The sequence below is a fragment of the Superficieibacter sp. BNK-5 genome, assembly GCF_047456055.1.
GTDB lineage: Bacteria > Pseudomonadota > Gammaproteobacteria > Enterobacterales > Enterobacteriaceae > Superficieibacter.
On record NZ_CP179893.1, the window covers coordinates 610,316 to 623,650 of the forward strand.

General features: G+C 50.7%; 12 protein-coding genes. 5 read left to right on the forward strand and 7 right to left on the reverse strand.

Annotated features, from left to right (window positions below; all coding sequences use genetic code 11):
* The first annotated feature begins 55 nt into the window (after positions 1-55).
* A complete protein-coding gene (locus ACMGGS_RS02940; protein WP_414164990.1) occupies positions 56-301 on the forward strand; it encodes a YmjA family protein in 246 nt (81 codons plus the stop codon).
* 41 nt (positions 302-342) lie between these two features.
* Positions 343-984, forward strand: coding sequence for a TetR/AcrR family transcriptional regulator (locus ACMGGS_RS02945; RefSeq protein WP_414164991.1), 642 nt, complete (start codon positions 343-345; stop codon positions 982-984).
* Between the two features lie 60 nt (positions 985-1,044).
* Here the strand turns inward: ACMGGS_RS02945 and ACMGGS_RS02950 are convergent, their stop codons facing one another.
* Positions 1,045-1,836 carry an MBL fold metallo-hydrolase gene (locus ACMGGS_RS02950; RefSeq protein ID WP_414164992.1) on the reverse strand — a complete coding sequence of 264 codons (792 nt, stop codon included), beginning with the start codon at positions 1,834-1,836 and terminating at the stop codon, positions 1,045-1,047.
* Between the two features lie 379 nt (positions 1,837-2,215).
* Here ACMGGS_RS02950 and ACMGGS_RS02955 point away from each other — a divergent pair, with 379 nt between their 5' ends.
* Complete coding sequence (locus tag ACMGGS_RS02955; protein WP_414166186.1) at positions 2,216-4,516, forward strand: TonB-dependent siderophore receptor; 2,301 nt, start codon at positions 2,216-2,218, stop codon at positions 4,514-4,516.
* Positions 4,517-4,573: 57 nt separating this feature from the next.
* On the opposite strand, the gene ACMGGS_RS02960 is transcribed toward ACMGGS_RS02955, so the two are convergent.
* Positions 4,574-5,521 (reverse strand): alpha/beta hydrolase, encoded by a 948-nt coding sequence (locus ACMGGS_RS02960; protein WP_414164993.1) that lies wholly within the window; start codon positions 5,519-5,521, stop codon positions 4,574-4,576.
* A gap of 252 nt (positions 5,522-5,773) precedes the next feature.
* Between ACMGGS_RS02960 and ACMGGS_RS02965 the strand changes: the two genes are divergently transcribed.
* Positions 5,774-7,084, forward strand: coding sequence for a methyl-accepting chemotaxis protein (locus ACMGGS_RS02965; protein WP_414164994.1), 1,311 nt, complete (start codon positions 5,774-5,776; stop codon positions 7,082-7,084).
* A gap of 270 nt (positions 7,085-7,354) precedes the next feature.
* Here the strand turns inward: ACMGGS_RS02965 and ACMGGS_RS02970 are convergent, their stop codons facing one another.
* Both ACMGGS_RS02970 and ACMGGS_RS02975 read right to left on the reverse strand, forming a co-directional pair.
* A complete protein-coding gene (locus ACMGGS_RS02970; protein ID WP_414164995.1) occupies positions 7,355-8,386 on the reverse strand; it encodes a methionine synthase in 1,032 nt (343 codons plus the stop codon).
* A gap of 26 nt (positions 8,387-8,412) precedes the next feature.
* Positions 8,413-9,390 (reverse strand): DUF1852 domain-containing protein, encoded by a 978-nt coding sequence (locus ACMGGS_RS02975; RefSeq protein WP_414164996.1) that lies wholly within the window; start codon positions 9,388-9,390, stop codon positions 8,413-8,415.
* 320 nt (positions 9,391-9,710) lie between these two features.
* Here ACMGGS_RS02975 and ACMGGS_RS02980 point away from each other — a divergent pair, with 320 nt between their 5' ends.
* Positions 9,711-10,358 carry a glutathione S-transferase gene (locus ACMGGS_RS02980; protein WP_414164997.1) on the forward strand — a complete coding sequence of 216 codons (648 nt, stop codon included), beginning with the start codon at positions 9,711-9,713 and terminating at the stop codon, positions 10,356-10,358.
* Between the two features lie 105 nt (positions 10,359-10,463).
* Here the strand turns inward: ACMGGS_RS02980 and ACMGGS_RS02985 are convergent, their stop codons facing one another.
* Genes ACMGGS_RS02985 through ACMGGS_RS02995 form a run of 3 tightly spaced genes read right to left on the reverse strand, consistent with a single transcriptional unit; the run spans position 10,464 to position 13,196 of the window.
* Positions 10,464-11,459 (reverse strand): DUF2891 domain-containing protein, encoded by a 996-nt coding sequence (locus tag ACMGGS_RS02985; RefSeq protein WP_414164998.1) that lies wholly within the window; start codon positions 11,457-11,459, stop codon positions 10,464-10,466.
* A 31-nt stretch (positions 11,460-11,490) separates the two neighbouring features.
* Complete coding sequence (locus tag ACMGGS_RS02990; protein WP_414164999.1) at positions 11,491-12,477, reverse strand: DUF979 domain-containing protein; 987 nt, start codon at positions 12,475-12,477, stop codon at positions 11,491-11,493.
* Positions 12,474-13,196, reverse strand: coding sequence for a DUF969 domain-containing protein (locus ACMGGS_RS02995; RefSeq protein WP_414165000.1), 723 nt, complete (start codon positions 13,194-13,196; stop codon positions 12,474-12,476). Before ACMGGS_RS02995 ends, ACMGGS_RS02990 begins: the two co-directional genes overlap by 4 nt.
* Between the last annotated feature and the right edge of the window lie 139 nt (positions 13,197-13,335).

Here is a 13,335-nt window from a genome sequence, read left to right on the forward strand (position 1 = left end):
TATTATTGACGTCAGGCGACGCCCCTGACGTAAACCTAACTTCCGGAGACCCTGTATGAACAATGAAATCCCACTGAAGTATTATGACATCGCCGATGAGTACGCGACCGAATGCGCAGAGCCAGTGAAAGACGCTGAACGCGATCCCCTTGCACACTATTTTCAACTGCTGATCACCCGTTTAATGAATAACGAGGAGATCAGTGAAGAAGCGCAGAGAGAGATGGCCAGCGAAGCGGGTATTAACGAGCGACGTATTGACGAAATAGCCACGTTCCTCAATCAATGGGGTAATGAGTAATTCGCGGGCGCGTTCGTTAGCTTGAGGGTTCGCATTCTGAAATGACTAAACCACGCTCACTTATTCCCCGGAAAAGGCCGCGTCAGGCGCGGGCAACGGCGACGCTGGACGCCATTTTCGAGGCGGCTATTCAGCTTTTAGTCATTGAGGGACCCCAGCGCCTGACCACGACGCGCGTGGCAGAACGGGCTGGCGTTTCGGTGGGCACCATGTATCAGTACTTTCCGCATAAGGAATCGCTGCTATACGTACTTAATGAGCGCTATCTGGAAGCCCTTGCCGAAAAAGTCGAGGCGGCGTGCCTGACGTTCTACGGCCTGCCCGTATCACCGATGGTGGAGGGGCTGATTGAAGCCTACTGGCGCGCCAAAACGGAACGACCTGAAGTTACGCGGGCGTTATATCTTTCTATTGCAGAACTGGATAACGGCCCATTAGTTGATGCCTTTCGACGCCGCGTCAATGTCGCCGTATCCGCGATGCTGCGAAGCGCATCAGACATGAATCTGGTGAATATCGAGAGCGTGAGTCTGATACTGATCACCGTGATTTTTGGAGCCGTGCGCAATACGTTTGAAATGAACCTGCCTGAGGCCACCGTGGCTATACTGCAAAGGCAATTGATCCAGATGTGCCAGTCGTACTTGATGTCGCTAAAGGGCGCGTCCAGCATGAGCAGATGACGATGATAAACGCTCTGTGTCCGGATATCCGTGTAAAAGCCTACATCCACCAACCTTCAATTAACGAAGACAGGCAATATACTTTTCACCTGACCGACGCACAATGTCCTCCGCATTTTCCGTTATATTCTGCCCTTCAAACGCGCCGTAGAGTTTTGAAAACCTTACGGCGTTCAAGCGAAGCATAATATCCTTAATGGTTGCGGCTGGCAGCGGCAGCATATTGGGGTAGCTCCACATGAAGGAGACGGCATCCGCGCCGGGAGTGACCTGAAGGATATCACCTGCCAGCAGCCCCCCACCGTCCTGCGCCCAGTGAAGCACGCTCCCGCCGGGAAAGTGCCCGCCGAGGCGTATGATCCTGACATCCGTCGCCAGCGTCAGGGTGTCGCCTTCCCAGAGCGTGATCCAGGGGCTGTCGCGCATAATCCACTCGCTATCGCTGCCATGAAGGTAAATCGGCGCACCAAATTCGGCGGCCCAATCCTGCATGGTGGTGTAGTAATGCGGATGGGAGATAGCAATAGCCTTAAGCCCTCCGAGCGCAGCGATCAACGTTTTTGTGGCATCGTCGAGATTAGCAATACAGTCCCAGAGAATATTCCCCTCCGGCGTCCTCAAAATAAAAGCGCGCTGATTAATCGCAAAATTCGGCACGGTTTTGAGGCTAAGGAGATAAGGTTCGTGCTGTTGCCATTTATTTGAATGTGAAGCCATTAAACGGTCTACACCGATCCATGCCTGTCCTGTCACCGGCACAAACTGGCGCTCATCCTCACAAATTTTGCACTGTGCTGGTAAGACATCGGTGGCTTCGAAAGAGGTGCCGCAGGCTTTACATAACGTAATCATTCACTTGCTCTCTCTGGTCAGGTAGTGCGTTTCAAAGATTGTGCTAAGTCAGCGGGTTCTTCAGACGAATAAGGCAGATCGGCCTCGTTAAAACCGCCTTAACCTCCGTCAACAGGACCACGAATATCCTTAGCCTTTTGGATTTATCATTACCGAACCATAGACCATAAACACGTGAGTTGATCCTGACGATCCTTTATATGCACCCTGACCGCCGCTAAGGTGACAGGCCAGCGCAGTGAATTCCCAGGACTTAAAACAGGGTTAACAATAACAGCCACTACCAAATATGATAATGATAATCATTATTTTATTGCAAATAAAAATCATTACCAATAAATTATTTTGCGCAAATTTTAAAGGGTAAGTGGCTACTATGATGATAAAAAATGCGTATCGATTATCGCTTCTGGGTACCGTGATGGCAGGTAATCTTGTCGTACCGTTGGCAAATGCTAACGACGCAGATACGACGGTAAATCAGGAAACAGTACAAACGCACGCGGATCAACAGAGTGAAAAACTGGCGACCAACGTGCAGGAAGAAAACAGTAGTGAAACAATGGTAGTAACGGCCAAAGAGCAGACGTTACAGGCGCCTGGCGTCTCGATCATTGACAGCGAAGCTATCAAAAAAAATCCAGTTCAGCGTGACGTTTCTGAGATTATCCGCACCATGCCGGGTGTGAATCTCACCGGGAACTCCAATAGCGGCCAGCGCGGTAATAATCGCCAGATTGATATCCGTGGTATGGGTCCGGAGAACACCTTGATCCTGATCGATGGTATGCCTGTATCCAGTCGTAACTCGGTGCGCTATGGCTGGAGCGATGAACGTGATACACGTGGCGACACCAACTGGGTACCGCCAGAAATGATTGACCGCATCGAGGTCATTCGCGGCCCGGCGGCGGCAATGTACGGTAGCGGCGCTATGGGTGGTGTCGTCAATATTATTACCAAACCCGCGACGGACGAGTGGCACGGCAACCTCAACACCTATTACAACGTTCCCCAGCATAAATCCGAAGGCAGCACCAAACGCTACAACGGCAGTTTAAGCGGTGCGCTGGCTGATAATTTGACCCTGCGTCTCTACGGCAACTGGAATAAAACGCAGGCAGATGCGCAGGATATTAACGAAAGCCATACCACACCGCGTATTGGCACCTATGCGGGGACTTATCCTTCGGGCCGTGAAGGCTTTATTAATAAAGACATTAATTCAGCCCTGCGCTGGGAATTTATGCCGATGCAGGCGCTGGAACTGGGCGCAGGCTACAGCCGCCAGGGAAACCTGTATGCTGGCGATACGCAAAATACCAACAGTAATGCGCTGGTGAAAAAATATTATGGTAAAGAAACCAATGTACTTTACCGCCAGACGCTCAATCTGAAATATACCGGCGCATGGGATAGCGGCGTCACCACCAATAACTATATTCAGTTTGAAAAAACACGAAATTCTCGTCTTAACGAAGGTCTCTCTGGCGGGATCGCAGGAATTTTTAGCCCTACAAATGAAGGGTTCTCGACCATTTCACTGTATGACACCAACCTGCACTCGGAAATTAATATTCCGGTTGACCTGTGGGTTAATCAGACCCTGACGTTTGGCGGGGAATTTAACCATCAGGCAATGAAAGATCCGGCCTCCAATACTGAATCCACCAGCGGAGGAGGCTCGGTTGATGGAATTGGTGATACCGGGCGAAGCCAATACAGCTCAGCGGATATTTACGGCATTTTTGCGGAAGATAATATTGAGTTAACAGACAGCACCCGTCTGACGCCCGCGATCCGTTTTAATCACCAGGATGTGAGCGGCAGTAACTGGAGTCCATCGCTGAACCTGTCTCAGGAGTTGAACAGCGACTTCACGCTGAAACTGGGCATCGCCCGCGCATGGAAAGCGCCGAATCTCTACCAGACCAACCCTAACTATTTGTTATTCAGCAAAGGTCAGGGCTGCTACGGCGGCGGTGCCTGCTATTTACAGGGCAATAGCGATCTGAAAGCAGAAACCAGCGTCAATAAAGAAATCGGTATTGAATATAACCACGATGACGTGCAGGCCGGACTGACCTGGTACCGCAATGACTACCATGACAAAATTGAAGCAGGGTATACGCCGGAATATAACAACGGTTCGGCAAATATTTTTAAATGGGAAAATGTACCCAATGCTGTTGTGCAGGGGCTGGAAGGCACGCTCAACTTCCCGATTACTGATACCCTGAAAATGAATAACAACCTGACGTATATTATTGAGAATAAAAACAAAAGGAACAATGATTACCTGTCGGTCATTCCTCAATATACGATCAACTCAACGCTAAACTGGCAGGCAAGCAATGAATTGTCGGTTCAGGGAACGCTGACATGGTATGGCCGACAGAAGCCGAAAAAATATAATTATCAGGGCATTCGCACGTCCGGTAGTGAAACCCGCCAGGTCTCGCCGTATGCGCTGGTAGGGGCAAGCGCTACCTGGGCGGTAACGAAATATATGGACGTTACGGCGGGAATCGACAACCTGTTCGATAAGCGCCATTTCCGCGAAGGCAATGCCCAAAGTACCGGTAATGCAACAACGGGCGCGTATCTGTGGGGGGCCGGAGCGAATACTTACAACGAGCCGGGCCGCACCTATTATATGCAGTTAGGCCTGCACTTCTGATGATTAAGGCGGCGCAGGGGTTTCCCCTTCACGCCGCCTCCTTTGATACCAAACGGATTAATCACAGGATGCGGATCCACCCGCTTTCCCGGTACTCATATCCAGTAACGCGCTCTTAAAAGAGGCGTCAAACATCGGTCCGTGCGTCAGGCCAGGATAATCCCAATAGTCCGCCGGGATCCCGTCACGCTGGAGTCTGGCAACGATATCGTGAATGCGTGGGAGGATGTCAGGCGCCTGAGTCTGTACGTTTTTCCCTGGGGACGCCGCACCTTCCATGAAAAACAGATGTTTATGGCAATAACGCGTTTTATCGACTGCCGTTAACCGGTTTAACAAAGCGAGATAACCTTGTCCCAGCGACGGGCTGGCACTGTAGTAATGCCTGAAGAACGATGAGGACAGCCATGAGTCGAGAACGAATAAGCCGCCGTAAGAATGCCCCCACAGGCCGCGCTGCTCAGAATTGATGTTAACCCCCTGCTCGACTGTCGGCGCAATGTGCTGCTCCAGCAACTGACGGAAGTCGTTGCTTCCCCCCATCTCACGACGGTTGCGGCCGTTCTCCACCTGCGAACCATTCTTCCCTTCCCGGGCAGGCGTATAATCCCAGGCTCTGCTGTTTGACTCAAAGGGCAAGTTGGTCTGGTAGCCAATCGCGATGATGACAGGAGGCGTTTTTTCTGCCAGTTGCTTAAGCAGCGTTTCCGACAGGCGTCCCATCACCGCATTACCATCAAGCATATAAAGAACGGGATAACCTGATGCCGCTGGTTTTTTATTCGGAATAGCCGTCCAGACCCTGTAATGTCTTTTTCCATCGGCGGAATCGAATTGTTCAACCCTGAAATGATAAAACGCCGAACCCCGATCGGCGATATTTGGCCCCAGAGGCTTCATATCCGGTTTAGCATACCCTTTCGCGCCGTACAGAAGAACGATGCAAGAGATCGCCGAAAACAGCACCCTGCGCAGGTTACCGTTTTGACACTTGCGGCTGTACATCAATGTGCCTTCCTTTTTAACAGGTGAATATATACAACGGCCTGGACAGGATGATGCAGTACAAACTGTACAACGGGCAGACCTGCTCTATGCTGTAACCACGCTCCTGATAAAGCGTTGTTTTCGGAAACTGATTTCTTATCAAATTAACCTTTGCCAATGTTAATCAGCGCCAACGATTACAGCAATACATAATGCAGACCGCAAGGCTGCCGATAAGTACCACAGTGATTACTTTACCCGGTGTACCTGATGCCATTGAATTTACTGAAACATTTTTTCTCCTTTACGCGCCCGCGCCCGGCGGCATCGTTTAACGCGCTCGGGCAAGCAATGGCTGTCATTGAGTTTAGTCCTGCCGGGATTATTCAGAAGGCGAGTCCGCTTTTTCTGACAACAATGGGATATCGGGCCGATGACATCATCGGTCATCATCACAGCATGTTCTGCCCACCTTCGCTGGTCAACTCACCAGAATATCGCCACTTCTGGCAGCGTCTTGCCGCCGGTGAAAGCTTCAGTGATAAATTTCTGCGGCTGGCCAGGGGAAACCGCCCGGTATGGCTTGAGGCCAGTTATATTCCCGTCACCGATCGGCGCGGCAATGTATTTAAAATTATCAAAATTGCCGCCGACATCTCCGATCGCATGATGTCAGCGCTTGAGCAGGAATCGATCATCAATGCCATTAGCCGTTCAATGGCCGTCATTTCATTTGATCCTGCGGGTCATGTGCTGGAGGTGAATGAAAATTTCCTGCAGACCACCGGTTATAAAAGAGATGACGTACTCGGACAGCATCACCGAATGTTCTGCTCCGCAACGCTTTACAAAAGTGAGGAGTATCGACAGTTCTGGCAGAGGCTTAATCAGGGGGAATTTTTCTCCGGTCAGTTTGCCCGCCTCAATCGTCGTGGCGAACCGCTCTGGCTCCGGGCGACCTACAATCCGGTCTTTGATAGCGATGGAAAACTGTACAAAATTACCAAGTTCGCTTCCGACGTCACGGAGCAGGTTCTGCGTAATAAACGGGAGCAGGACGCGGCCGTCCACGCCTGGGATATGGCAGTGCAAACCCGTGGAAGCGCGCAGGCAGGGGCCGATGTTATCGAGAACAGCATACGGATGATTAACAGAATTGCGCAGGGGATGAACGTCGTCTCCGCCGATGTGTCCCGCCTTAACAGTCAGTCTGACAGCATTGACGGTATGGTCGAAACCATCCGCAGTTTTGCCATGCAGACAAGACTTATCGCGCTTAACGCCGCCATTGAGGCTGCAAAAGCAGGCGCATCCGGGAGAAGTTTTGCGGTTGTCGCCGGGGAGGTAAGAAATCTGGCGGCCAGTGTCAGTAGCGCCACCGAAGAGATCGAACGGGTTGTTGCGGCGAACAACCAGCTTGCAAAAGAAGTGCTTAAGGGCATTGAAAGCAGCCTTGAAAACACCGGTCAGGGGGTGGCACTTATGCGCGAAGCGGGTGAAGTAATCGCCAGCATTCAGAAAAATTCAGAGGGCGTGGAGAGTGCCGTTATGGATGTTGCCCGCTCGGTAAAAGCGGCATAACCGGCGCCGTGATGATGTCGGTTATGTCGCTGCCGGCTATTGACCCGGCAAGACCAGAGTCTCCTTACCGTTTTGGCTATTGCTCATCACATTGTTCAGGGGCGCTGCGGTTTTACGGGCATGTCGAGTCCGCAGGCGTTGAGGTTGTGCAGACCGTCAATCATGCTAAGCAAACCCATTTGTTCATCTGCCGAAAGCTGAATACAGGCGATTATTCAGATCGCCTGTCACCATGAACGTTTCCTTTATATGCTCGACTCTCTGGCAGCGTTATTGATTCGCGAGTTCTCTGCGGATAATTTCTGCCCCTGCGCTCAGAGCATTCAGTTTGCCATTAGCGACCCGACGAGATAACGGAGCCATACCGCAGTTAGTCGCCGGGTAAAGTTTATCGGCATCCACAAACTGAAGCGCTTTGCGTAATGTATCGGCGACGTCCTCTGGCGTTTCTATAGTATTGGTTGCCACATCAATGGCTCCCACCATGACTTTTTTACCGCGAATCAGTTCGAGCAGATCCATTGGCACATGCGAGTTATGGCATTCCAGGGAGATGATATCGATAGAAGACGTTTGCAGTTTAGGAAACGCTTCTTCATATTGTCGCCACTCGGACCCCAGCGTCTTTTTCCAGTCGGTGTTGGCTTTAATGCCATAGCCATAACAAATATGGACAGCGGTTTCACACTTGAGACCTTCAACCGCTTTTTCTAAAGCCGCGATCCCCCACGCATTAACTTCATCAAAGAAGACGTTAAATGCAGGCTCATCAAACTGGATAATATCAACGCCAGCCGCCTCTAATTCTCTGGCTTCCTGATTGAGAATTTTCGCGAATTCCCAGGCTAATTTTTCGCGGCTTTTATAATGCGCATCATACAGCGTGTCGATCATCGTCATCGGCCCTGGCAAGGCCCATTTAATAGGCTGCGTGGTTAGCTGACGTAAAAAACGGGCATCCTCAACAAAAACAGGTTTTTGACGGGCCACCGCACCCACAACGGTCGGCACACTCGCATCATAGCGATTGCGGATTTTAACGACCTCGCGTTTTTCAAAATCAACGCCGCTGAGATGCTCGATAAACGTGGTGACAAAGTGCTGACGCGTTTGTTCGCCATCGCTGACAATATCAATCCCCGCCCGGAGCTGATCGTCGAGCGCCAGACGCAGAGCATCCTGTTTTCCTTCTGACAACTCTTCATTCTGTAACTTCCAGGGGGACCAAAGTGTCTCAGGTTGCGCCAGCCAGGAAGGTTTGGGTAAGCTGCCAGCAGTCGACGTGGGTAACAATTTTTTCATATCAGATAACCTTTTATTCCGGTAATTCAACGCGTGTAATGAGCAGACCACTGTTCAAGAATATGCTTGTAACGTTTGATGAAGTGCTCTTCCGTAAATTTCCCCTGCTCAACCGCTAACTGGCTGCGCTCTTCCCGGTCATAAACAATTTTTGTTAATGAATGATCCTGATTATTCAGGTCCGGTTGATAGTATTGCCCCGCCGCAGAGTTAGCGTTGTAAATTTCAGGTCGATAAATTTTCTGGAACGTCTCCATCGTACTGATGGTGCTAATAAGCTCCAGATCGGTGTAATCCCTGAGTAAATCACCAGAGAAATAAAATGCCAATGGTGCAACGCTATGTTCAGGCATGAAATAGCGAACCTGCAATCCCATTTTCCTGAAATATTCTTCAGTCAGCGAAGAATTATCTGTCTGGTATTCAATACCGAGTATCGGGTGAGTATTTCCGGTCCGATGATAAATGTCTTTACTGGAAACGCTTAAACATATCACAGGTGATTTTTTAAATTTCTCTTTGTACTCTGTTGAGTTAACGAAAGACTTAAATATATTACCATGCAGATCGCCAAAGTTATCTGGTGTGCTAAATCCGGATCGATTCTTATTATGTTCCAACAAGACCACACTAAAGTCATAATCCCGCACATAAGATGAAAAGTTGTTGCCTGCAATGCCTTCAATACGCTCCTGCGTTTTTTTATCAACGATACTGGTTTTCAATATCTCAATGGCAGGGAAGCTTTCGTCACTCTCGACAAAATGCATTTCTACAGAAATGATTTCAAGCTCTACCGAATAGCGATCGCTCTTAGGGTTATCCCAATGCGCTAATGCATTGAAGCGATTGTCAATCATCACCAGAGTGTTACGCAAATTCTGCTGACGATCTTTCCCTCTGGCTAAATTCGCGAAGTTGGTCGTAATACGCGTATTTTCTGAAGGGTTATAATTTTCATCGAAAAGACTACTCTTGATAGTAAATGTAAAATCGTTGTTCATCGTTATGGCGCATCCTGAATTCTGACATGAAAACCGACGTTGCTATTACTTTACGGGGATTATTTTTTCAGTCGTCATGTTACTAATAAGTTAATACTCTTATTTTATGCCAGAGCCACAGGTCGAGCGAAAGCGACTAAATTTCATTACACCATGAGTCATATTCATGATCGGAGCCAGTGTGCTGGCACAGGCCCGTTACACACGATTTATACCAGGCCTCTGGAAGATCACATGAACAGGGCTGACAGAAAGGCCAACCGACGCTATCCGCCGATGAGAACTATGCTTACAGGTACGATCGGTGAGCGGAGAAGGCTATGTATACGCTTTACGGGACAGAACGTTCTGGTTCGGCGGCAATAGAGATGGCGCTGATACAGTGCGGAGCAGAGTATCGCTTAGTTAAAGCAAGCTCGTGGGAGGAAGACGCGAATCGCAACGCATTACGTCAGCTCAATCCTTTAATGCAAATTCCCACGCTGGTTCTTCCCGATGGTTCAGTGCTGACGGAGAGCGCTGCCATCATGATCTTCCTCGGACTGGAATATCGTGATTCTGGCATTTTATCGACGGTGCCCTCTATACGCGCACAACAGATGCGGGGACTGATCTATATAGGTACTAATTGTTATGCATCGGTGGGGATTATTGATTATCCGGAACGGTGGCTGCTCTCAGGTACAGAAGAACAATATAATCAGTTGGTGGAAGGTGCCACCCGCAGGCTACATCAGCAGTGGGATGCGTTTAGCGATATTTTCCAAGCGACACCGGCATGGTCTCCGCAAGCGCCCGGAGGTCTTGAGATGTTGGCCTGTGTTGTGACCCGCTGGGGGAAAACGCGCGATCATCTGCGCACATCCAGAGCGGCGTTTACTGCCTCGTTAAGTGAAACAGAACGTCATCCCTGCGTAAGCCAGGTCATACGCAACCACTGGCCGACGTCTGACCTGCATCAGATATAAATACCGCGCCATCAGGACGGTGAACAAGCGAAAACTGGGGCGAGAGCCTGTGCGCGAGACGGAATCTGGCCGATAGTCACATTCCGTTTGCGCTCACGACTAACTTTACTCCAGAGCCAGGAGCGCGAAGCTGGCCAGCCAGTGTCCGCCGCTATAGTGGCTACCCACCACATGTTCCAGGCTCGCCAACAGGTGACGTGAGACAGCGTCGTTCAGCGCCTTTTGCGCAACATGACTCTCAGGCAACGCTTTCGCAATGTGCTTCATACTCCAGGCGCGGCTCAGATTCAGGCCATCAAGATGCGCGATTTTAGGATCGGTTCTGTCACTCACCTGCGCAGGGTTCATCAGGGCATCAACTGAAGCAATGTCCGGCAGGAACGAATCGAACCATTGCGGGAAATTTTTTGCCACTTTGCTCATTAACAACGCTTCCGTTAATGCGCCCGAAATGTATTCATCACCGCCCGGCTCATAATGCGCCGGATAATGCGTATCGGCGGCGTAGAAGCGGTTTGCCGCATCAATAATAGCGTTCTTCAGCGCCTCATCGTTCAGCGCGCAGGAATAATCAAGGCCCAGCGCCAGTGCAAATGCCGTATTGTAATGCGTGCCAACGCGGATCGGGTACGTAAGCTTACTGAGATAATCGATAAGCCTGGCTCGAATATCCTGGGTTAACGGTTCCAGCGTTCGGTGCCACTCTTTGGCCTGCGGCAAAGAGGATTGCTGCAACTCCTGCGACAGTGCCAGCAACCAGCCATAGCCATAAGGGCGCTCAAATGAAGCACGGAACGGCGCGGTAAAATAGGCCAGCTCCTGTGCCACCTTCTGTTCAGTAATATGTTCTTCGAACAGCGCAATGATCTCTTCCCGGCACGATAGCGTCGGATAGAGTCGCAGGCAGCGCAGCAGCAGCCAGTAGCCGTGCACCGCCGAATGCCAGTCGAAACAGCCATAGAAAACAGGATGCAGCTCACGAGGCGGCAGAACATCACTATCATCATTTAGCAGATGCATAATGTGATTCGGGTATTCCTGACGCAAATAGGCTAAAGGCATTTGGGCAAAGGCGTCAGCCTGATGTTGTGTTAATGGCATAACCACTCCTCAGAACATTACCGCGCCTCGCTTAGCGAAACACGAGGAAATACATTAAAAACACATTGACTACCAGCAGCGTCAGCGCGGTAGGGATTTGGATCTTAATGACCTGATATTTATCTTTCAGTTCAAGCAATGCCGCGGGAACAATATTAAAATTCGCCGCCATTGGGGTCATCAATGTGCCGCAGTAACCCGCGTACATTCCTATCGCCAGCAAAGGAGCCGGATCGCCGTGATGGTAATTAACCAAAAACGGCAGCGCGATACCGGCACTCAACACCGGGAAAGCGGCAAAGGCGTTACCCATAATCATGGTGAAAAGTGCCATGCCGATGCAGTAAATCACCACCAGCATAAAGCGGCTATCTGGATTGACAAACAGGCTCACGACCTTTTGCACCGAGTCGCCCGTATTCGCCACCACAAACACCCCACCAAGCATGGCAAGCATTTGCGGGAGGATCACGGCCCAGCCAATCGTGTCCACTAATCGACGAGACTGACGGATGGCATGCAGTGGCGTGCCGCCCGTCAGCCACCATCCCGTCAGAATGGCGGCGACACAGGCAACACACAGGGACGCCAGCGTTAGCTGTTTTTGGTCGAGTAAGAAAACGCCACCGATCGAGACGCCTTTCAAAAACAACGTCCCCAGCACGGTCACCACCGGTATCATCAGGGCAGGTAAAAAGAGCCAGTTTTTCAGGCGGTTTGACGAGGCCACGCGCTCTGGTTCGGTCGACATTTTGTAATGCCCTTTTCCGACCAGCCCAAAGCCTGCCAGTAACGCAATGGCGATAACGGCACCGCCAATAATCCGGTAAGCCAGCGACTTGCCCAGCTCCTGAACCATCAGGTCACCAAACAGAAAAATTCCACCGAACAAAAACCAGAATAGCGCCGTAGTGAATCGCTTAGGATTGCCGCGATCGCGCAACGTCATGATCACCAGCAGCATGACCACAAAACCAATCAGGTAGTAAACGCGGTTAATAGAAATCAGCGTACTCATTGGGTGGCCTCCTGCGTACTCTGTTCGGATCGCCATGCCATGACGTCACGACGAATACTGGCATCAAGGCGCATCAGGCGCGTCATGTGAATGATCAGAGCCGAAATTGCGGTGGGAATCGCCCACAGGCCGATATGCAGCGGCTCAATGCCCTGGATGCCATTTTCTTTCAGGAAGGCGTCAATCAACAGCACTGCACCGAATGCAATAAAGATATCTTCGCCAAAGAACACGGCAATATTGTCGCACGCGGCGGCATGGGCTTTGATCTTATCGCGGATGTGCTGCGGCAATTCACCGTATTCATTTAATGCCGCGCCTTCCGCCATTGGTGCCAGCAGCGGACGCACTGTTTGGGCGTGCCCGCCAAGCGACATCAATCCCAGCGCTGCGGTTCCTTCACGCGCGACAAAGTAGAGCATCAAAATACGCGCCGACGTCGCGCTGGCGATTTTCGCAATCCAGGCCTGGGCGCGCTCTTTCAGCCCGTAATACTCCAGCAGCCCAATCACCGGAAGAATCAAAATGAACGTTGCCAGCGAACGACTATTGACGAACTTTTCACCAAAGGTCTCAAGCAGCATTCCCAAATCCATGCCAACTAACAACCCTGTGGTAAGCCCGGCGACAACGACTACCAGCAGCGGATTGAAGCGCAGTGCAAAACCAATAACCACAACCGGTATCCCGATAAGCGGCAATAGCGTAGAACTGTCCATAGATATTTACCCTGTCTGAAATGAACGTTGCACGCTGAAGGCGATTTTTCTCCTGCTCCGCACCGGAGGGCGAAGACTGGCACATGGCGGCAAACGAAGTGATGTCTTTGTGCAAGGCGACGTGAACGCCGCGCCAACA

Coding starts and splice junctions, on each gene's coding strand:
- ACMGGS_RS02940 (WP_414164990.1), top strand. CDS start 56: ATGAACAATGAAATCCCACTGAAGTATTATGACATCGCCGATGAGTAC.
- ACMGGS_RS02945 (WP_414164991.1), top strand. CDS start 343: ATGACTAAACCACGCTCACTTATTCCCCGGAAAAGGCCGCGTCAGGCG.
- ACMGGS_RS02950 (WP_414164992.1), bottom strand. CDS start 1,836: ATGATTACGTTATGTAAAGCCTGCGGCACCTCTTTCGAAGCCACCGAT.
- ACMGGS_RS02955 (WP_414166186.1), top strand. CDS start 2,216: ATGATAAAAAATGCGTATCGATTATCGCTTCTGGGTACCGTGATGGCA.
- ACMGGS_RS02960 (WP_414164993.1), bottom strand. CDS start 5,521: ATGTACAGCCGCAAGTGTCAAAACGGTAACCTGCGCAGGGTGCTGTTT.
- ACMGGS_RS02965 (WP_414164994.1), top strand. CDS start 5,774: ATGCCATTGAATTTACTGAAACATTTTTTCTCCTTTACGCGCCCGCGC.
- ACMGGS_RS02970 (WP_414164995.1), bottom strand. CDS start 8,386: ATGAAAAAATTGTTACCCACGTCGACTGCTGGCAGCTTACCCAAACCT.
- ACMGGS_RS02975 (WP_414164996.1), bottom strand. CDS start 9,390: ATGAACAACGATTTTACATTTACTATCAAGAGTAGTCTTTTCGATGAA.
- ACMGGS_RS02980 (WP_414164997.1), top strand. CDS start 9,711: ATGTATACGCTTTACGGGACAGAACGTTCTGGTTCGGCGGCAATAGAG.
- ACMGGS_RS02985 (WP_414164998.1), bottom strand. CDS start 11,459: ATGCCATTAACACAACATCAGGCTGACGCCTTTGCCCAAATGCCTTTA.
- ACMGGS_RS02990 (WP_414164999.1), bottom strand. CDS start 12,477: ATGAGTACGCTGATTTCTATTAACCGCGTTTACTACCTGATTGGTTTT.
- ACMGGS_RS02995 (WP_414165000.1), bottom strand. CDS start 13,196: ATGGACAGTTCTACGCTATTGCCGCTTATCGGGATACCGGTTGTGGTT.